15 protein-coding genes are annotated in these 20,317 nt (G+C 61.5%); 10 read left to right on the top strand and 5 right to left on the bottom strand.

Annotated elements, in window-relative coordinates; translation table 11 throughout:
- Positions 1-42 precede the first annotated feature (42 nt).
- Positions 43-3,531, bottom strand: a complete 3,489-nt coding sequence (gene carB, locus GVL52_RS14075) for a carbamoyl-phosphate synthase large subunit (RefSeq protein WP_160008094.1) — start codon at positions 3,529-3,531, stop codon at positions 43-45.
- Between the two features lie 170 nt (positions 3,532-3,701).
- On the bottom strand, positions 3,702-4,730 hold the full coding sequence (locus GVL52_RS14070; RefSeq protein WP_160008092.1) for a zinc-dependent alcohol dehydrogenase family protein: 1,029 nt from the start codon (positions 4,728-4,730) through the stop codon (positions 3,702-3,704).
- Between the two features lie 279 nt (positions 4,731-5,009).
- Between GVL52_RS14070 and GVL52_RS14065 the strand changes: the two genes are divergently transcribed.
- Positions 5,010-6,074: a phosphatase PAP2 family protein gene (locus GVL52_RS14065; protein ID WP_244619173.1), complete on the top strand. Its 1,065-nt coding sequence runs from the start codon at positions 5,010-5,012 to the stop codon at positions 6,072-6,074.
- A gap of 152 nt (positions 6,075-6,226) precedes the next feature.
- Entirely contained in the window at positions 6,227-7,147 is a 921-nt protein-coding gene (locus GVL52_RS14060; protein ID WP_160008088.1) for a neutral zinc metallopeptidase, read from the top strand.
- A gap of 38 nt (positions 7,148-7,185) precedes the next feature.
- On the opposite strand, the gene GVL52_RS14055 is transcribed toward GVL52_RS14060, so the two are convergent.
- A complete protein-coding gene (locus GVL52_RS14055) occupies positions 7,186-8,181 on the bottom strand; it encodes an aldo/keto reductase (protein WP_160008086.1) in 996 nt (331 codons plus the stop codon).
- 109 nt (positions 8,182-8,290) lie between these two features.
- On the opposite strand from GVL52_RS14055, the gene GVL52_RS14050 reads away from it, so the two are divergent.
- The 5 genes from GVL52_RS14050 (at position 8,291) to GVL52_RS14030 (ending at position 12,806) form a co-directional block, all read left to right on the top strand.
- Complete coding sequence (locus GVL52_RS14050; protein ID WP_160008084.1) at positions 8,291-9,196, top strand: LysR family transcriptional regulator; 906 nt, start codon at positions 8,291-8,293, stop codon at positions 9,194-9,196.
- A gap of 156 nt (positions 9,197-9,352) precedes the next feature.
- Positions 9,353-10,621, top strand: a complete 1,269-nt coding sequence (locus GVL52_RS14045; RefSeq protein WP_160008082.1) for a TCR/Tet family MFS transporter — start codon at positions 9,353-9,355, stop codon at positions 10,619-10,621.
- Between the two features lie 117 nt (positions 10,622-10,738).
- The gene (locus tag GVL52_RS14040; protein ID WP_160008080.1) at positions 10,739-12,142 is read left to right on the top strand and encodes an MATE family efflux transporter; all 1,404 of its coding nucleotides are present in this window, start codon (positions 10,739-10,741) and stop codon (positions 12,140-12,142) included.
- Positions 12,143-12,199: 57 nt separating this feature from the next.
- A complete protein-coding gene (locus GVL52_RS14035) occupies positions 12,200-12,496 on the top strand; it encodes a type II toxin-antitoxin system RelE/ParE family toxin (protein WP_160008078.1) in 297 nt (98 codons plus the stop codon).
- A gap of 4 nt (positions 12,497-12,500) precedes the next feature.
- Positions 12,501-12,806: an addiction module antidote protein gene (locus GVL52_RS14030; RefSeq protein WP_160008076.1), complete on the top strand. Its 306-nt coding sequence runs from the start codon at positions 12,501-12,503 to the stop codon at positions 12,804-12,806.
- A gap of 81 nt (positions 12,807-12,887) precedes the next feature.
- On the opposite strand, the gene carA is transcribed toward GVL52_RS14030, so the two are convergent.
- Positions 12,888-14,093, bottom strand: a complete 1,206-nt coding sequence (gene carA, locus GVL52_RS14025; protein ID WP_160008074.1) for a glutamine-hydrolyzing carbamoyl-phosphate synthase small subunit — start codon at positions 14,091-14,093, stop codon at positions 12,888-12,890.
- A gap of 272 nt (positions 14,094-14,365) precedes the next feature.
- On the opposite strand from carA, the gene GVL52_RS14020 reads away from it, so the two are divergent.
- On the top strand, positions 14,366-14,818 hold the full coding sequence (locus GVL52_RS14020; RefSeq protein WP_160008072.1) for a GatB/YqeY domain-containing protein: 453 nt from the start codon (positions 14,366-14,368) through the stop codon (positions 14,816-14,818).
- An 18-nt stretch (positions 14,819-14,836) separates the two neighbouring features.
- Here GVL52_RS14020 and GVL52_RS14015 read toward each other — a convergent pair whose 3' ends face one another.
- Complete coding sequence (locus GVL52_RS14015; protein ID WP_160008070.1) at positions 14,837-15,715, bottom strand: hypothetical protein; 879 nt, start codon at positions 15,713-15,715, stop codon at positions 14,837-14,839.
- A gap of 696 nt (positions 15,716-16,411) precedes the next feature.
- On the opposite strand from GVL52_RS14015, the gene dnaG reads away from it, so the two are divergent.
- On the top strand, positions 16,412-18,442 hold the full coding sequence (gene dnaG / locus GVL52_RS14010) for a DNA primase (RefSeq protein WP_160008068.1): 2,031 nt from the start codon (positions 16,412-16,414) through the stop codon (positions 18,440-18,442).
- Positions 18,442-20,298 (top strand): DNA helicase RecQ, encoded by a 1,857-nt coding sequence (recQ, locus tag GVL52_RS14005; protein WP_160008066.1) that lies wholly within the window; start codon positions 18,442-18,444, stop codon positions 20,296-20,298. Before dnaG ends, recQ begins: the two co-directional genes overlap by 1 nt.
- Positions 20,299-20,317 lie beyond the last annotated feature (19 nt).

The raw sequence follows: 20,317 nt of genomic DNA, 5'->3' as shown, positions 1-20,317 counted from the left end.
ATGAAAACGCCCGGCTTTTGACCGGGCGTTTTTCGTATTGGATCAGGCGAAGTAGCTCTGCAGCGGCCGGACTTCCAGGTTGCCGGCCTTGAGCGCCTTGATCGCCATGGCGGCTGCCTCGGCGCCGGCCATGGTGGTGTAGTAGGGCACCTTCTGCATCAGCGTGGCGCGGCGCAGCGATTTCGAGTCCGAGATCGCCTTGTTGCTGTCGGTAGTGTTGATGACCAGCTGGACCTGACGGTTGCGGATCGCGTCCTCGATATGCGGGCGGCCTTCCAGAACCTTGTTGATCTTGGTGGCGCTGATGCCGTTTTCGGCGAGGAAGCGGGCGGTGCCGCCTGTAGCCAGAACCTTGAAGCCCTGTTCGACCAAAAGGTTGATCGCCGGCAGGACGCGTGCCTTGTCGTCGTCGCGAACCGAGACGAAGACCGTTCCGTCACGCGGCAGTTCGACGCTGGCGCCGAGCTGCGACTTGGCGAAGGCCAGTGCGAAATCGGTGTCGAGGCCGATGACTTCACCGGTCGAGCGCATTTCCGGTCCGAGCAGGATGTCGACGCCGGGGAAGCGGGCGAACGGGAAGACGGCTTCCTTGACGGCGATGTGCTTGAGGTTGCGCGGATCCGGCTTTTCACCGTAGGCGGCAAAGGTCGCGTCGAGCTTCTCGCCGGCCATGGCGCGGGCGGCGATCTTGGCGATCGGGGCGCCGATCGTCTTGGCGACGAAGGGCACGGTGCGCGAGGCGCGCGGGTTGACTTCGAGCACGTAGACGGTGCCGTCCTTGATGGCGAACTGGACGTTCATCAGGCCGACGACGTTGAGTGCCTTGGCCATGGCTTTCGCCTGGCGCTCGAGCTCGTCGATCATATCAGGAGACAGGGTGCGCGGCGGCAGCGAGCAGGCGCTATCGCCGGAGTGAATGCCGGCTTCCTCGATATGCTCCATGATACCGGCGACGTAGACGTCGGTGCCGTCGGAGAGGCAATCGACATCCACTTCGATGGCGTTGGAGAGGTAGCTGTCGAACAGCAGCGGGTTCTTGCCGAGGAGGGTGTTGATCTGGCCGGTCTTGTCGTTCGGGTAGCGCTGCTTGATATCTTCAGGCACCAGCTCCGGAACGGTGTCGAGCAGGTAGGCCTGCAGCTGGCTTTCCGAATGCAGGATCTGCATGGCGCGGCCGCCGAGCACGTAGGACGGGCGAACGACCAGCGGGAAGCCGATTTCGGTGGCGACCAGGCGAGCCTGCTCGACGGAGTAGGCGATGCCGTTGTTCGGCTGTGTCAGGTCGAGCTTGACCAGCAGCTTCTGGAAGCGGTCGCGGTCTTCGGCAAGGTCGATCATGTCGGGTGCCGTGCCGAGGATCGGGATGCCGTTCTTTTCCAGCGCTTCTGCAAGCTTCAGCGGGGTCTGGCCGCCGAACTGGACGATGACGCCAACGACTTCGCCCTTTTCCTGCTCGGCGCGCAGGATCTCGATCACGTCTTCGGCCGTCAGCGGCTCGAAGTAGAGGCGATCGGAGGTGTCGTAGTCGGTGGAGACCGTTTCCGGGTTGCAGTTGATCATGATGGCTTCATAGCCGGCGTCACGCAGCGCGAAGGCGGCGTGGCAGCAGCAATAGTCGAACTCGATGCCCTGGCCGATGCGGTTCGGACCGCCGCCGAGAATGACGACCTTTTTGCGGTCGGAAACGTCGGCTTCCGAGCGGGCGGCGCCGACGAACGGCGTCTCATAGGTCGAGTACATGTAGGCGGTCGGCGAGGCGAACTCGGCCGCGCAGGTGTCGATGCGCTTGAAGACCGGGCGAACGTTGAGCGCGTTGCGCAGTTCTGCCACTTCCTTCGGGCGCTTGCGCGACAGTGTGGCGAGGCGGGCGTCGGAGAAGCCCATCGACTTCAGCGTGCGCAGATTGGTGGCGTCGGTGGGCAGGCCGTGTTCGCGGACGCGGGCTTCCATATCGACGATCGCCTTCAACTGGGCGATGAACCACGGATCGATCTTGCAGCCTTCGTGGACTTCTTCCGGGCTCATGCCCATGCGCAGTGCCTGGGCAACCATGCGCAGGCGATCCGGCGTCGGCGTGCCGATGGCGGCGCGAATGGCGTTCTGGCTGCCTTCGCCTTCCTCGACGCCGGGGATTTCGATCTCGTCGAGGCCGGTCAGGCCGGTTTCGAGGCCGCGGAGCGCCTTCTGCAGCGATTCGGCAAAGGTGCGGCCGATGGCCATGACTTCACCGACCGACTTCATGGCGGTGGTCAGGACAGGCGAGGCGCCCGGGAATTTCTCGAAGGCAAAACGCGGGATCTTGGTGACGACGTAGTCGATCGACGGTTCGAACGAGGCTGGCGTTGCGCCGCCGGTGATGTCGTTGTCGAGTTCGTCGAGCGTGTAGCCGATGGCAAGCTTTGCGGCGATCTTGGCGATCGGGAAGCCGGTGGCCTTCGAGGCAAGTGCCGAGGAACGCGAGACGCGCGGGTTCATTTCGATGACGACGAGGCGGCCATCAGCGGGATTGACGGCGAACTGGACGTTCGAACCGCCTGTCTCGACGCCGATCTCGCGGAGAACCGCGATCGAGGCGTTGCGCATCATCTGGTATTCTTTGTCGGTCAGCGTCAGGGCCGGAGCGACGGTGATCGAATCGCCGGTGTGGACGCCCATAGGGTCGATGTTTTCGATCGAGCAGATGATGATGCAGTTGTCCGCCGAGTCGCGGACCACTTCCATCTCGTATTCCTTCCAGCCGAGAACCGATTCTTCGATCAGCACTTCTGTCGTCGGCGAGGCATCGAGGCCGCCACCGATGATTTCGAAGAACTCCGAGCGGTTGTAAGCGATACCACCACCGGTGCCGCCCATGGTGAAGGACGGGCGGATGATGGCGGGCAGGCCGACGACGTCGATCGCCTGCGCGGCAATCGCCATGGCGTGGCTGATGTAGCGCTGCTTGCGGTCGGTCTCGCCGAGGTTCCACTGGTTCTCGAGCGCATCGAGCGCTTTGTCGAGGTCGGCGCCGGACAGTTCGGCCTTGACCTTGTTGCGCTCGATCTCATGGGTCTTGCGGTCGGCGTCCTTGATGTCGGTGGCGTTGGCCAGCATCGACTTCGGGGTTTCCAAGCCGATGCGCTGCATGGCTTCGCGGAACAAGGCGCGATCTTCGGCCATGTCGATGGCTGCCGGCTTGGCGCCGATCATTTCGACATTGTAGCGGTCGAGAACGCCCATGCGCTTCAGGGAGAGCGCGGTGTTGAGCGCCGTCTGGCCGCCCATGGTCGGCAGCAGTGCGTCCGGCCGTTCCTTGGCGATGATCTTGGCGACGACTTCAGGGGTGATCGGTTCGACGTAGGTGGCGTCGGCCAGGCCCGGGTCGGTCATGATCGTCGCCGGGTTGGAGTTGACGAGGATGACGCGGTAGCCTTCCTCCTTCAGCGCCTTGCAGGCCTGTGTGCCGGAGTAGTCGAATTCGCAAGCCTGGCCAATGACGATCGGTCCCGCGCCGATGATGAGGATCGATTTGATGTCTTGGCGCTTCGGCATGTTTTTTCCAGTCTCTAGCTGCGCAGAAAGCCGGCCAGGGTGGGAAGCACCGGGTCGGGTCGCGCATGTAATGGTGTTTTCAGGCTAGAAGCGGCTTATAGGCAAATGTGTCCGCGAACGGAACCCCAAAATTTTCGGAATCGACAGGAATCGACAGGGTAATTTCCGCTTCAGCCGAGGCCGGGCACGACAAGTGCGCGAATCTCTCCCGGACGCGCTGGATTGGTAATCGCTTCGACGGCCTCGCCAAGGCCGATGCGGCGGGAAATCAACGGCTCGACCTTGATGATGCCCGAGGCGATCAGCTCGGCAGCGCGCCGGTGGGTGAAGGGGTTGATGAACGAGCCGATCAGCCTGATCTCGCGGAACAGCAGATCGAAGGGTTCGATGGTGGTCTTCACGCCCTGTGGCATGACGCCGAGAATGACGACGGTGCCGCCGCGCCGCGCCAGCGATGGCGCCTGTTCGATGGTTTCCGCAACGCCTGCGCACTCGATGACGACATCGGCACCATCAGGCAGCAAGCCATGCGGTGACGTCAGACGATCGGTGATGTCGCCATCGCTTGCATCGGCGGTGGCGGTTGCGCCGAGGCTTTCGGCGAGGCGCCGCTTTTCGGCGCTGCGGGTGACAAGCACGACCTTGGTAGCGCCGGCGAGGCGGGCGAGTTGGACGACCAGCAGCCCGATGACGCCACCGCCGAGAACGATCACCGACGAGCCCGTGCGAATGTCTGCGAGGTCCACGCCATGCAGGCAGCAGGCGAGGGGCTCGCAGAAGGCGCCATGCAGGGGGTCGAGGTCATCGGGCAGTACGAAGGCCTGTTTTTCTGGCACGATGACATGCTCGGCAAAGCCGCCGTCGCGATGAATGCCGATGGCCCGAAGATTGGTGCAAAGATTGACGCGGCCGCGTTGGCATTCCGGGCACTGGCCGCAAGAGATGTTTGGATCTCCCGTAATTCGCATCCCGTTGCGAAAGCCGGTCACGCCCGGACCGATCTGTTCGACGATGCCGGTGAACTCATGGCCCAATGTAACGGGCGGTTTTGATGGAAACTCTCCGTGGAACAGATGGCGGTCGGTACCGCAGATACCGCAGGCCTCGACCCGCACCAGCAGCTCACCCGAGCCAGGAGCCGGCTTTTCGACGTTGCGCAGAGACAGTTGTCCGGTTGCTTCGAGGCGCACGGCTTTCATGTTTGTTCCTCTCCCGAGTTCTCCCGCGATTTAGAAACAGCGAAAGCAAGCGGGCGTCAACTGCCGGTCAGGCGCCTGTTCAAACTCCTTGAAATCCTCCGCTAAAATTGTGTAAAAATTGCAACCTTTGAATACATATCAGTTACCGAATATTAATCGTTAGCGTGCTCCTTATTGTTGCTGAAACGAATGATCGGGGTGTGCTTTCCTGGATTGGTGGGATCCGAAATGTTTTCAGGGTTGCAAGTGGCTGTGAGGTTAAACGCCTGGCGTTCGCAATTGACGTCTGCGATCAAAACACGGCTGCTTGCCGATCGCTGGCTCTACGTCGCCATCGCCGCCTATTGCCTGGCCGGCCTGATGCTGCTCGTCATCTGTGGCCAAAGCACCAGGATGGCCTATAGCCTGTATTTCGAGCAGTGGACCTATCTGTTCCTGTTCTTCATGCCTGCCGTGGCGCTGCTACTCGATGCGGCATGGATTATCGTCCGCTTCAACGAGAAGCGCTTGATGGCGATACGAAGGGCGCTTTCGCCACAGAGGCTGGCACACTTGCTGGCCGGAATGGCCCTGCTGATGGCGCTGATGTTTTTCCAGGGCACGTTCACGTCGATCAAGAACATCCTGCCGCATCTGCGCGGCGGCTTCCTGTATGACCGGATTCTGGCAGATATCGATGTGTGGGTGTCGTTCGGGAGGGAGCCCGGGCTCTTTCTCGCGTCGTTTTGGGGCGGCGGCCTGCTCTCCAAGGTCGTTGACTGGAACTATAGTGGTGCCTGGTTTGCCCTTTGCTTCGGCGCCCTGTTCTATGTCGTCACCTCGCCCAGAACCGCTGCCGTGCGCGTGCGCTATGTCAGCATGTTCATGCTGGTATGGGTCGTTTGCGGAAACCTCATAGCTGGCCTGTTGATATCGGCGGGGCCAGCCTTCTATGGTGCGGTTACCGGCGACAAGGATCGATTTGCTGATCAGCTGACTGTGCTCGGCTCAGGCGATTCGATGAGCACTGCGGCCGCGTTTCAGCAATATCTCTGGTCGCTGCATGAAAGCGGGGCGGCAGGACTTGGCTCGGGCATTTCGGCCTTTCCGAGTGTGCATGTCGGGCTGATCGCCCTGAACGCGTTCTTCGCAGCAGAGGTTTCACGCCTGTTCGGTGTGATCGCTTTTGCCTATGTCGCCTTTGTGATGGCGAGTTCGGTGTTTTTGGGCTGGCACTATGCGATTGACGGCTATGCATCGCTGCTCGTGGTTGCCGTCATGCATTATGGCCTGAGGCGGCTCATGTGCCCGGTCCGGAAAACGGCTGCCGATCCGTCTTTGCCCGGTGCTGCCGCGAGCGCCTGAACAGACCGTTGTCGTCGGCTGCCAAGGTCTGCAGGCCGATCAGAAGCCGTGCCCGGATGGATGCATCTCCTTGGGCGAAATCGGCTGGAATTTCTGCGCTCCCGGGATATATAAGTGATCAAAGAGCAACCACGGCTCTGTGGGAGAATATCATGGAATGGAAAGGCCGGCGTCAGTCCGACAACATCGAGGATCGCCGTAGCGATCCTTCCGCTGGAGGTTTGGGCCGAGGCGGGGGCTTCAGCTTTCCTTCCGGCGGCGGCTCGGGCCGGCGCGGTGGCGGGCTCAGCATCGGCACGATCATCTTTCTCGTCGTCATCTATTTCATCTTCAAGGCGATGGGCATCGACCTGATGCAGGTGCTGGATGGTGGCTCGACCGGCGGTGCTGGTTATGAACAGAGCCAGTCCAGTGGTGAAACCCAGCCTGCTGCCAATGACGAGATGACGGCCTTCGTGCGCACTGTGCTGGCCGAAACCGAAGATACGTGGCACGGCATTTTCCAGACGATGGGGCGCGACTACGAAGAGCCGCGGCTGGTGCTGTTCAACGGCCAGACGAAATCGGGTTGCGGCTTTGCCTCGGCGGCCACCGGGCCGTTCTATTGCCCGACCGATCGCAAGGTCTATCTCGACACCGCGTTCTTCAATGAACTCAGCCGCAAGTTCGGCGCATCCGGCGATTTCGCCGAGGCCTACGTCGTGTCCCACGAGGTCGGCCATCATGTGCAGAACCTGCTCGGCATCCTTCCGAAGTTCAACGAGGCCCGGCAGAGCATGAGCGAAGCCGATGCCAACAAGATGTCGGTTCGCGTCGAGCTGCAGGCCGATTGTTTTGCCGGTATCTGGGGGAAGTTCACCCAGCAGAAGGGTATCCTGGAAGCAGGTGACCTAGAAGAGGCGCTCAATGCCGCGCAGCAGATCGGCGACGATACGCTGCAGAAGCGTAGCCAGGGCTATGTCGTTCCCGAGAGTTTCAACCACGGTACGTCGGCACAGCGTGTCAAATGGTTCAAGCGTGGCTTCGACAGCGGCCAGTTGACGTCCTGCGACACCTTCTCCGGCCCGGTCTGACAAGCGCCGGCCTCGATCTCACGAGGCCGGCTTTTTCTTCATTTTTCGCTGTCCATGTGACGCAACATCGCGGTCGGATAACGGTCGCCGGCGGCCGAATCCTTCGGTACGGCGCGTTCAATTGCCGCCATGTCGTCGGCCGATAGCTCGACAGCGCGCGAGCCCAGCGCTTCCGTCAGCCGGGCCCGGGTTCGGGCGCCGACGAGGGGCACAATGTCCTCTCCCTTCGCTGCAACCCAGGCAATGGCGATCTGGGCGACCGAGACGCGCTTTTCCTCGGCAATCTGACGCAGTTGCTCGACAAGGGCGAGGTTCTGATCGACGTTGCCGTCCTGGAAGCGCGGGCTCATGCTGCGGAAATCGCCTGCCGTCTTGCCGTCCCCCTTCTGCCAATGACCGCTGATCAGGCCGCGGGAGAGAACGCCATAGGCGGTGATCGCAATGCCGAGTTCGCGGCAGGTTGGCAGGATGTTGTCCTCGATGCCCCGCGAGATCAGCGAATATTCGATCTGCAGATCGCAGATCGGGTGGGTGGCTGCGGCCCGACGAATGGTGTCGGCGCCGACTTCCGACAGGCCGACATGCCTGATGTATCCGGCCTTGATCAGGTCGGCGATGGCGCCCACCGTTTCCTCGATCGGGACGTTGGGATCAAGGCGTGCCGGGCGGTAGATGTTGATATAATCGACGTCCAGGCGCTTCAGCGTATAGGCGAGGAAGTTCTTGATCGCAGCGGGGCGGGAATCATAGCCACCCCAGCCGCCGGCCGGATCGCGAAGCGCGCCGAACTTGACGCTGATGATGGCATCGTCGCGGTTGCGGCCCTTCAGAGCCTCGCCGATCAGCATCTCGTTATGGCCCATGCCGTAGAAATCGCCGGTATCGAGCAGGTTGATGCCGACGTCGAGGGCTGCATGGATCGTTGCGATGCTCTCGGCGCGGTCGGACGGGCCGTACATGCCCGACATGCCCATGCAGCCGAGGCCGAGCGTGGATACCTCGGGGCCGGTCTTCCCCAAACGATAGGTCTGCATTCCATTCTCCTTGGTGGACGCTCGCTTGCGTCTTCGGTGTGGTTTTATCGGTTGCGGCTTTGTGCGATAATCCATCGAAATTCGAACGGGGCGTGCGGGAAAATGCACAATGGATGATCTTCCTCTCAGTGAACTGGATGCCTTCACGGCGATTGCAAGGGAGCGCAGCTTTCGGGCGGCGGCGCGCAAGCGTGGCGTCTCCGCCTCGTCGCTCAGCGATTGCCTGCGCCGGCTGGAGGAGCGTCTCGGCGTTCGGCTTCTCAACCGCACGACGCGCAGCGTGACGCCGACCGAAGCCGGGCAACGCTTGCTGGAGAGGCTGGCACCGGCGCTCGGCGAAGTCGCTTTGGCGCTCGGGCAACTCGACAGTTTCCGCGACAGCCCGGCTGGCACCTTGCGCCTCAATGTTCCGACCATCGTGGCGCGCTCGTTTCTGCCCGATATGGCCAACCGCTTCCTCAAACTCTATCCGCAGGTGACGCTCGAAGTGGTCGGCGAGGATAGTTTCATCGACGTGCTGGCCGCGGGATACGACGCCGGCATCCGCTATGACGAGCGGCTGGAACGCGACATGATCGCGGTGCCGATCGGGCCGCGCAAGCAGCGCTATATCACCGCGGCGGCGCCTGACTATCTCGCGCGCCGCGGTATTCCGCAGCATCCGAAGGACCTGCTCGATCACGATTGCATTCGGCACCGATTTTTGAGCGGAACTGGCTGGCCGTGGGAATTCGACCGGGATGGCGAAACAGTGATGATCACGCCGAGCGGTCCTGTCATCGCCAATGTGATCGAGATGGAAGTCGGGGCTGCCGTTGCCGGCCTTGGTGTCATCCGGACGTTCGAGGAGGTGCTGATGCCCGACGTCGAAGCGGGCAGGCTGACGCTGATCCTCGAGGAATGGGTGACGGAGTTCTCCGGGCCGTTTCTCTACTATGCCAGCCGTCATCACATGCCGGCTGCGCTGCGGGCCTTTGTCGATTTCGTCAAGGCGGAGCAGCGGAAAGCGCCTTAGGTGCGCTGTTTGTTCCCGTTCTCCATCAGCCGAAGTCGTGAGCCTATCAAAACAATTGAAATGTTCACGGATTGTTTCGGTCGATGGCGTGAGTTATGTAGCATGGCCGGCGACGAGATCGTCTTTCCAGACAACAGACAGCTGTAGAGACATCGCATGCTCGATCCGAAATTCGTTCGCCGCGGCCTTTTCCTTGTTTTCATGATCCTGTTTCTCGACGTGATCGGGATCGCGATCATCATGCCCGTGTTGCCGGCCTATCTCGAACAGTTGACCGGCGGTTCGGTCAGCGATGCGGCGCTCGATGGCGGGTGGCTGCTGGTCGTCTACGCCTGCATGCAGTTCCTGTTTGCGCCGTTTCTCGGCAATCTCAGCGACCGGTTCGGGCGGCGTCCGATCCTGCTGCTGTCGGTGCTGACGTTTGCGATCGACAACCTGATCTGCGCGCTGGCCACGAGCTTCTGGATGCTCTTCATAGGACGGATGCTGGCGGGCCTGAGCGGCGGCAGCTTTGCCACCTGTTCCGCCTATATCGCCGACATCAGCACGGAAGAGAACCGCGCGAAGAATTTCGGGCTGATCGGGATCGCCTTCGGTGTCGGCTTTACCGTCGGTCCAGTAATCGGCGGGTTTCTGGGCGAGTTCGGCCCGCGGGTGCCGTTCTATGGCGCTGCGGCGGTCTCCTTCCTCAATTTCGTTGCCGCCTGCTTCCTGCTGCCGGAGACGCTGGACGCGAAGAACCGGCGTGCCTTCGAATGGAAGCGCGCCAATCCGCTCGGGGCGCTGAAGCAGATGCGCAGCTATCCCGGCATCGGCTGGATCTCCGCCGTGCTGTTTCTCTTCTGGCTGGCGCATGCGGTCTATCCGGCCGTCTGGTCGTTCGTCTCGACTTACCGTTTCGGCTGGAGTGAGGGAGAGATCGGGCTGTCGCTTGGGATTTACGGGATTGGTGCTGCCGTGGTCATGGCGCTGGTGCTGCCGAAGATCGTGCCTGTCCTCGGGGAATGGAAGACCGCCGTTGTCGGCCTCTGCTTCTCGGTGGTCGGGCTGACCGGCTATGCCTTCGCGTGGCAGGGATGGATGGTCTATGCGGTGATCGTGCTGACGGTGATGGAAAATGTCGCCGATCCGCCGCTGCGCAGCATCGCCGCCGGCAAGGTGCCGCCATCGGCGCAGGGTGAGTTGCAGGGGGCGCTGACGAGCCTCAGCAGCATCACCACGATCGTCGGGCCGCTGATCTTCACGCAGATGTTCGGCCATTTTACCGGGCCGGATACAGCAATCACCTTTGCCGGGGCGCCGTTTCTGGCTGCGGCCTTCTTCATTGCCATTGCCGTGATCGTGTTTCTGCTGCGGGTGCGGATATCGAAGCCCGGTTCCGTGCTCGGAGGGCTGAAGGAGGAACGATCAGAATCACTGATGTGATGATGAATATTTCATCATTTGCATGTTTCCGGGTATTCGTTTCGCTCGATTTCGGCTAGATCGTCGTCTCACGGGCCGAATTGTGCGGCCATCGCTATCAACTCACAGGACAGTGTCATGGACATGCCGATCGACGCGCGAAAGCTTGCGCCGACAACCGATAACCGTTGGAGCGCGCATATTCGCGCCACGCTGGCGCTCGGGATTCCGCTGATCGGCGCGCAGCTTGCCCAGCTCGGTATCAACACGACTGACGTGATGATCGTCGGGCGGCTCGGCGCCGAACATCTGGCCGCCATGGTGCTGGCTGGCCAGTTCCTGTTCACGATCCTGGTCTTCGGTTCCGGCTTCTCGATCGCCGTCATCCCGATGGTGGCGCAGGCTTACGGTCGCGGCGATGTCGTCAGTGTGCGCCGGTCGCTGCGCATGGGCCTGTGGGTCGTCATCGCCTTCTGGGTGCTGATGCTGCCGGCCTTCTTCAATTCCGAGCGCATCCTGCTCGCTGCCGGCCAGACGCCCGAGGTCGCTGCGTTGGCGCATAGCTATATCGTCATTGGCCAGTTCGCCGTGCTGCCGGGTTTGCTCTACAACGTCATGCGGGCGCTGGTGAGTGCGATCGGTAAGGCGGCGGTGATCCTCAACGTGACGATCGCCATGCTGGTGCTGAACGCGATCTTTGCCTATGTGCTGGTGCTTGGCCATTTCGGCCTGCCGGCAATGGGGCTGGAAGGTGCTGCGATCGTCTCGGTCGTCGTGCAGACCGCGGGCTTCTTCTTCATCCTCGCCTATGTCCAGAGCCGGCCGGAAACCCGGCGCTACGAGATCCTGGTGCGCTTCTGGCGGCCGGACTGGAAGGCGTTCTTCGAGGTTTTGCGTCTCGGCTTACCGATCAGCATTACCATCCTCGCCGAAGTCAGCCTGTTCACGATGGCGTCGCTTTTGATGGGCCGGATCGGCACGATCGAGCTCGCGGCGCACGGTATTGCGCTGCAATGGGCCTCGATCGCCTTCATGATCCCGCTCGGGCTGTCGCAGGCGGCAACCGTTCGCGTCGGCGTTGCCCACGGGCAGGGCGATCATGTGGCCCTCGTCAGGGCAGCCGTATCGGTATTCGTCATCGCCTGCGCCATTTCGGCCATCGGCGGGCTGCTTTTTGCGATCATGCCCGGTTTTTTTGCCAGCTGGTTCCTCGATACGCATTCGGCTGAAGCACCACAGGTGCTGGCCTATGCCGGACCGCTGATCGTCATCGCCGGACTGTTCCAGCTGGTGGATGGCCTGCAGGCGATTGCCAACGGGCTGTTGCGCGGGCTGAAGGATGCGCGGGTGCCAATGATCATGGCACTGGTCGCCTACTGGCCGATCGGCTTCTTCCTTGCATGGCTGCTGGCGTTTCCGCTCGGTCTCGGCGGCATCGGCATCTGGCTCGGCTTTCTGATCGGGCTGTTTACGGCTGCGATCATGCTGTGTGCGCGGTTCTATGTTCTGATGCGGCGCGAGGGAGATATGGCGGGAGCGTGATGCGTCCGGGTTCCGCCTGATATCGACAGACTGTATCCAGTCGAGTACAGTTCGTGGGTGATCGTCATCTACAAGACCGATGTCTTCCGAAAGTGGCTTGGCGGCTTGAAGGATCGCCGGGCAGTTGCCCGTATTTCCATACGCATCAGCCGACTCGAGGCGGGAAATGCCGGTGACGTAAAGCCTGTCGGTGAGGGCGTAAGCGAACTGCGCATAGACTATGGACCGGGTTACAGGGTCTATTTTGTGCGCCGAGGTCCGCTGCTGATCCTGTTGCTTTGCGGCGGAGATAAACGTGGTCAGGACAAAGATATCGCGGAAGCCAAGCGCCTTGCCGGCGATTGGAAGGAGTGAATTCATGACACTGCAAGTAACGCCTTTCGATGGTGCGGAATTTCTCGATACACCAGAGGCTATTGAAGAATATATGATCGCGGCTTTCGAGACCGAAGATCCCGCCTTCATTGCACTGAGCCTTGGCGTCGTTGCAAGAGCGCAGAACATGAGCAAACTCGCCCGCGATACCGGCATGAGCCGTGCCTCGCTCTACAAGGCGCTGAGCGGCGAGGGGAATCCTGAGTTTGCAACCATTATCAAGGTGATGAAGGCACTCGGGATTGCGCTGACGCCCTCCATGACAGGAATTGGCAAGAGCGCGGCCTGACCGCCTATCCATTCGCATGAAAAAAGCTCCGGACCATCGATCCGGAGCTTTCGTCATTCAATCTCTTAAACGCATGGCGTCTCAGCGCTCGGCCAGAGCCGGTTCGCCCTTCTTTTCGCGCACCATGTTGATGAAGCGGCGGAAGAGGTAGTGGCTGTCCTGCGGGCCGGGGGAAGCTTCCGGGTGGTGCTGGACCGAGAAGACCTGCTTGCCGGTGAGGCGCAAGCCGCAATTGGTGCCGTCGAACAGGGAAACGTGAGTCTCCTCAACACCTTCGGGCAGCGACTTCGTGTCGACTGCGAAGCCGTGGTTCATCGATACGATCTCGACCTTGCCAGTCGTGTGGTCCTTGACCGGGTGGTTGGCGCCGTGGTGGCCCTGGTGCATCTTTTCGGTCTTGGCGCCGAGCGCCAGACCCAGCATCTGGTGGCCGAGGCAGATGCCGAAGACAGGGACATCGGTCTTGATCAACTGCTGGATGACAGGAACGGCATATGCGCTGGTGGCTGCCGGGTCGCCCGGGCCGTTCGACAGGAAGATGCCGTCCGGCTGCATGGCGAGCACGTCTTCGGCGCTTGTTGTAGCCGGCATGACGGTGACCTTGCAGTCGAGACCGGCAAACAGGCGCAGGATGTTGCGCTTGACGCCGTAGTCGAGGCAGACGACGTGGTACTTGGCGTCTTCCGCCTTCAGTTCCCCATAGCCTTCGTTCCAGACCCAGGGGGTCTGCGACCACTGCGACGACTGGCCGGAGGAAGCGATCTTGGCGAGGTCGAGGCCTTCGAGGCCGCTCCAGGCCTTGGCTTCGGCCTTCAGCGCGTCGATGTCGAAGACGCCGTTGGGATCATGGGCGATGACGGCGTTCGGGGCGCCGTTCTCGCGAATCCACGCGGTCAGCGCGCGGGTGTCGACGCCGCAGAGCCCGATGACGCCGCGGGCCTTCAGCCAGGCATCGAGATGCTTGACGGCGCGGTAGTTGGACGGGTCGGTCATGTCGGCCTTGAAGATGACGCCGACCGCGCCGTGGCGTGCTGCCGGCGTCAGGTCTTCGATGTCTTCGTCGTTGGTACCGATATTGCCGATGTGCGGGAAGGTGAAGGTGACGATCTGGCCGAGGTAGGACGGATCGGTCATGATCTCTTCATAGCCGGTCAGTGCGGTGTTGAAGACCACTTCGGCCTGGACGTTGCCGGTCGCGCCGATGCCCCTGCCTTCGATCACTGTGCCGTCTGCCAGAACGAGCAGGGCGGTCGGCTTTTCGGTTGTCCAGGGTGCTGTCGCGGTCATCTTCATCCCGTTTCCGGCAGCCACACGTTCTTGGGCAACGTTGGCCGGCCATTTGGTTCGCAAGCGTGTGCGCGCGGCAAGGCACGCGCTTTCAGGCCTGGTCACGAATTTTGGTGCAGGTGGCGGTAGATAGCCACGCCATGTCCCGAGGTCAATCTTTCTACCGCAGTTTCCTAGGGTTTTCTGCCGCTTTCTGTCGCGGTTCTCGCAATTTATTTGATCCGATGCATTCGCGTGGTTTATGAAGCGACATTCAAACAGGAGTATTTACGATGTTGCGCGATCAACTCGCCGCCGCCCTCAAGGATGCGATGAAGGCCAGAAATGCCGAGCGGCTTTCGACGGTTCGGCTGATTCAGGCGGCCGTCAAGGACCGGGATATCGCCAATCGCGGTGTTGGCAAGGAAGAGGCCAGCGATGACGAGATCCTGCAGATCCTCGCCAAGATGGTGAAGCAGCGCGACGAATCGGCGAAGATCTACGAAGAGAATGCGAGGCCGGAACTGGCTGCCAAGGAACGCGCCGAAATCGTCGTGGTCCAGGATTTCATGCCGAAGCAGTTGTCCGATTCGGACGTGCGCGCCAACATCTCGGCGATCATTGCCGAAACCGGTGCGGCCGGTCCGAAGGACATGGGCAAGGTGATGGCGGTGCTGAAGGAACGCTATGCCGGCCAGATGGACTTCTCCAAGGCTTCAGGCGCCGTGAAGGAACTGCTGAACTGATCGATCAGGCGATATTGATCAGGCCAGGCGCGCGGTCCTTGCGACCGCGGGCCCGATCACCTTCTCGGCGGCTGCGTCGATGACGGTGAACTTTGCCGCCTGGTAGCCCCAGTATTCCCGGATGAAATTGCGCGACAGCCAGGCCTCGCCCTTGAAGGATGGCTCGGACCAGCCGATGCTGCCCATCTCGGACGCCTGCGACAGGAGGCGCTTCAGGTGGGTGTTCGAAATCATGAACTGATCGCGGATTTCCTTGAGCGACAATCTGCCGATCGAGACGCGCTCCGTCGAGGTGTCGGACGTGGCGATGCGGGTCATCAGGAAATCCATCACCAGTCCGCCGGAATTGGCCCAGTTGAACAGATTATAGGTCGCACCGGGGTCGCGCACGGCGGTGCTGTCGATGATGCCCTTGGCGATCAGCGGCTGCATACGGGCGAAAACAGTCGGATCCTTCATCGCCTGGTCGAGGCGATCTCCGCCATCGAGATTGTCGAGGATCATCAGATGGGCGGCGAGCCATTTGTAGAAATGCTCGAGCGCCGTTTGCGTCGGCTCTAGATAGCGGGTGCGCCTGTCTGAGGGGCTTTCGATCACGCGCAGGAAGCGATAGGCGAGCATTTCCTGCATGAAAGCGGCGGCAGTGTTCCGGCTGGCGATCTTGTGGTCGATGGCGAAGGCGATGAAGCGGCCGGAGTAGAGGCCGCGGCCCGGTTCATCCGGGTATCCGAAATGAAGTGCGAAGCCGGATTGCGCCATCAACCAGCGTTGCTGGGCGGCGAAGATGGAAGCGATGCGCGGGCTTTCACGGTATATCGCCAACATTTCGCGTGCGCATTCAAGCACCAACGCGAAGAAGGCGTCACTGTCTAGAAAATCTTCAACCTTATGTGGCATACGGCAACCATTCGAAAATGTTGCCTTCCTTGGACTTGGGCCCTGCAACTGTCAATCGATTGCTGGTGGAATATTCCACAGGCAGAGATGGTCGATCTCGAATATTAAACTTAAGATAGAAATTAAAGAAGGCAGGAACTGGGGGCGTTCCTGCCTTCTTGCTCTTTGCTCCGGCTGACAACGCAGGGCCTGGGCCCACGTCAGCGGGTATTTGCAAAGACACCCTTGCAAGGCGGCGCCGGGGGTAGGGATGGTGCCTTGCAAGGGGATCGCTTTGTTGAGTTGAAGGTTATTGCGGTGCGGCGAATGATTCAAATTACAAAAAAATAATAATTCGCGCTGCGGCTGCCTTAAGTGTGGCGGCTCGCTTGACTCATTCGTTATGAAACGAGCGGCGTGATGGCGTTTCGTAAGCTCTCTACTTTCATTAGTATGATGTTTTCAAATGATTTTCATGCGAATCGGCGTGACGCTTTTTGTCGCAGGTCTCAAGCGCGCTTGGTTGCAGATTTGGTGCCACAGCAATCGTTGTCGCACCCCCTGTCGCAGGCTGATCACGGTTTGTTGATTGCTATATCCACAGGCCTGCGGGCCGATAAACGCGGCTCAGAAGCTGTGTATAGTCTGCCTTGGTGCCGAACAGCGTGGCATCGGGGGGATAAGCTGGTTATATGGAAGCGCAGCCAAGAGGTTTAGATGCGCTTTTCAAACTCATTTCTCGACGAGATACGCGACCGCGTGCCGATTTCGGACGTGATCGGTCGTCGCGTGAGCTGGGACAAGCGCAAGACCAACGTACCGCGCGCCGATTACTGGGCCTGCTGCCCGTTTCATGGCGAGAAGTCGCCGAGCTTTCACTGCGAGGATCGCAAGGGGCGCTATCATTGCTTCGGCTGCGGGGTCACGGGCGATCACTTCCGGTTCCTGACCGAACTGGAAGGCTTGAGCTTTCCGGAAGCGGTGCAGACTGTCGCCGACATGGCCGGTATCGCCATGCCGATCGCCGACCCTGTGATGGAAAAGCGCGAGAAGGAGCGGACGACACTCCTCGACGTGATGGAACTGGCGACACAGTATTTTCAGGACCAGTTGCAGACGGCAAACGGTGCCAGAGCCCGTGCCTACCTGCGTGATCGCGGGCTGACCGGGCGGACGATCGAGACGTTCCGATTGGGCTTCGCATCCGACAGCCGCAATGCGCTGAAGGAGCATCTGGCCGGCAAGGGCGTTCCGAAGGATCAGATCGAGGCCTGCGGGCTGGTGGTGCACGGACCGGAGATCCCGGTCTCCTACGACCGCTTCCGCGACCGCATCATGTTTCCGATCCTGTCGTCGCGCGAGAAGGTGATCGCCTTCGGCGGCCGTGCGATGTCGCCGGATGCGCCGGCCAAGTATCTGAATTCTAATGAGACTGAGCTCTTTCACAAGGGCAACGTGCTCTACAATTTCACCCGGGCGCGGCGTGCCACGCAGGGCGCCAGCGGCGACAGCACGATCATTGCCGTCGAAGGCTATATGGACGTGATCGCGCTTCATCAGGCGGGCGTCGAGAATGCTGTGGCTCCGCTCGGCACGGCGCTGACCGAAAACCAGCTGGAGCTGCTTTGGCGGATGACGCCGCAGCCGGTGCTGTGCTTCGACGGCGACGGCGCCGGTATTCGCGCCGCCAATCGCGCTGCCGATCTGGCATTGCCGCATATCAAGCCGGGCAAGACCGTGCGCTTTGCGATGCTGCCCGACGGCAAGGATCCGGATGATCTGGTGCGCAACGAGGGGCGGGCGCCGTTCGACAAGGTAATGAGCCAGGCGAAGCCGCTGGCCGAGATGATCTGGAGCCGCGAACTCAAGACCGGCACGTTCGAGACGCCGGAATCCAAGGCCGAGCTTGAAGCGCGGCTGCGCCTGCTTGTCGCCGTCATTGCCGACGAGAATGTCCGCCGGCACTACCAGCAGGACATGCGCGACCGGCTGAACGGTTTCTTCCAGCCGCAGTTCCAGAACCGTGTTGGTGGCGAGCGGCGCAATTTCGAGCGTAACAGCTTTGATCGGGGCAGCTTCGATCGCGGCAATGGGCAGAGCAGGGGCCAGAACAAGGGGCGCGGCAACGAGGCCCCACGCGGCGCCCGCGTTTCAGGCGGGGGCATTTCCGACCGGCTGGCACGCTCCGGGCTGGTGCGCGGTCATCAGGAAACGCCTGCCTTGCGCGAGAGCGTACTGGCGCTGACCGTCATCAACCATCCGGCGCTGATGCAGGACGAATATGATGAGATCGCCTCGATCGATTATGACAGCCGCGAGCTGCAGCGGCTGTGGTCGGGGATGCTGGGGGCGGCGGCCGCCGTGGCCGGGCCGCATCTGACGCGGGAATATCTGATCGAGCGGCTGGAGGAGCAGGGGTTTGCCGTGTTGATCCAGGCGCTGGAGCAGCAGATCCGCAATGCCCGTCTCTGGATCGCCACCGAGCAGGCTGCGATGGAGGATGCCCGCGAGGGCTATCGTCAGGCTCTGGCGTTCCACAAGCGCGCCAAGGCGCTGCGCTGGCAGAAGATCGAGCTGGAAACAGAGATCGCGGAAGCCACCGAAAGCGGCAATGGCGAGGTTATCGACCAGCTGATGCGAGCGCTGCAGGAGGTTCACTTCGAGGGGCTTCGGCTCGAAAATCAGGAAGCCATCATCGATGGCTTCGGCGTGCTTTCGGGCCGCGTCAAAGGGGCGGCTAACCACTGATGGATAGAGGCGATACGGCATTTTCAGCGGGCGATGCGCTGTTCGGCGCGGAGCGTACGCCGCTTGGCATTTTGAACCGGGTCTATGGCTATCCGGCATTCCGCGGCAAGCAGCAGCAGGTGGTCGAGCATGTGGTGGCCGGCGGCGACGCGCTGGTGCTGTTTCCGACAGGCGCCGGCAAATCGGTGTGTTTCCAGATTCCGGCACTTTGCCGCGATGGTCTCGGTATCGTCGTTTCGCCGCTGATTGCGCTGATGCGCGACCAGGTCGAGGCGATGAAGCAGCTCGGCATCAGGGCGGCGGCGCTGAACTCTTCCCTGACGCGGGAAGAGTATGTCGAGGTTCGGCGGGCGATTTCGTCCGGCAATCTCGACCTGCTCTATGTGACGCCGGAACGCATCCTGATGGAGGGGTTCCGCGACATCATCGGCAATTCGAAGATCGCGCTGTTTGCGATCGATGAAGCCCATTGTGTCTCGCAGTGGGGACACGACTTCCGGCCGGAATACCGCGAACTCGGCAAGCTTGCCGAACACTATCCCGGCGTTCCCCGCATCGCGCTGACAGCGACGGCCGATCCGCATACGCGCGACGATATCGCCGCGCGGCTTGGGCTGAACAACGCCGAGATTTTTACCACCAGTTTCGACCGGCCGAACATTTCCTACGAAATCGTCGAGCGCGACCAACCGCGCCAGCAGTTGCTGCGGTTTCTGAGTGGCCATAAGGGCAATAGCGGCATCGTCTATTGCCTGTCGCGCGCCAAGGTCGAGGATACGGCCGAGTGGCTGAACACGCAGGGCATCCGGGCGCTGGCCTATCACGCCGGCATGGAGCGCGCGGTGCGCGACGCCAATCAGGACGCGTTCCTGAAAGAGGAAGATCTCTGCCTTGTGGCCACCGTCGCCTTCGGCATGGGGATCGACAAGCCGAATGTGCGCTATGTCGCGCATCTCGATCTGCCGGGCTCGGTCGAGGCCTATTACCAGGAGACCGGCCGCGCCGGCCGCGACGGGCTGCCGTCGGAGGTCTGGATGGCCTACGGCATGGCCGACGTCATCCAGCGCGGGCGGATGATCGATGAGGGTAGTGCCGGCGATGACATCAAGCGGGTGGAGCGTTCCAAGCTCAACGCGCTGCTTGCCATCTGCGAGACGGCATCGTGCCGTAGACAGGCGATCCTTGCGCATTTCGGCGAGAGCCATGGCGGCAATTGCGGTGGCTGCGATACCTGCCTGAAGCCAGTCGAGACCTGGGAAGGGACGGATGCAGCGATCAAGGCGCTGGCGGCGATCTATCGCACCGGCGAACGCTTCGGCACCGGCCATCTGATCGATGTGCTGCTCGGCAATGTCAACGAGAAGACCGAGCGTTTCGGTCATGCCGAAATGCCGGTGTTCGGCGCCGGCAAGGATATCGCCTCGCGGACATGGCAATCAGTCTATCGCCAATTGCTGGCGATGGGGCTGGTGCGGGTCGACCACGCGGCCTTCGGGGCGCTGAAGCTGGACGAGGGCGCGCGGGCGGTGTTCAAGCGGGAACGCGAGGTGTTCTTCCGCAAGGATCGGCCGGCTTCCGAGCGGCGCACGAAGAAGGCTGCGCAGGGCGAGCGGCGGTCGGCGCTTGCCGGCGGCGATGGCGTGCTGTTCGACGCTTTGCGGGCCGAGCGCACGTCGATCGCCAAATCGCTGGGCGTGCCGCCCTATGTGGTGTTCCCGGATACGACGCTGATTGCCTTTGCGACCGAGCGGCCGCGCACTTCGAAAGAACTGCTGGGCATTTCCGGCGTCGGGCAATCGAAGCTCGAGCGTTATGGCGGTGCGTTTCTGGATGTGATCCTCAGCCACGACGACTGACGGTTCGGCTTTTTCTGAT

It is taken from the genome of Rhizobium sp. 18055, assembly GCF_902706285.1.
Taxonomy (GTDB): domain Bacteria; phylum Pseudomonadota; class Alphaproteobacteria; order Rhizobiales; family Rhizobiaceae; genus Rhizobium.
Note: the sequence above shows the minus strand (reverse complement) of the source record. Positions and strands in the feature narration are given on the sequence as shown.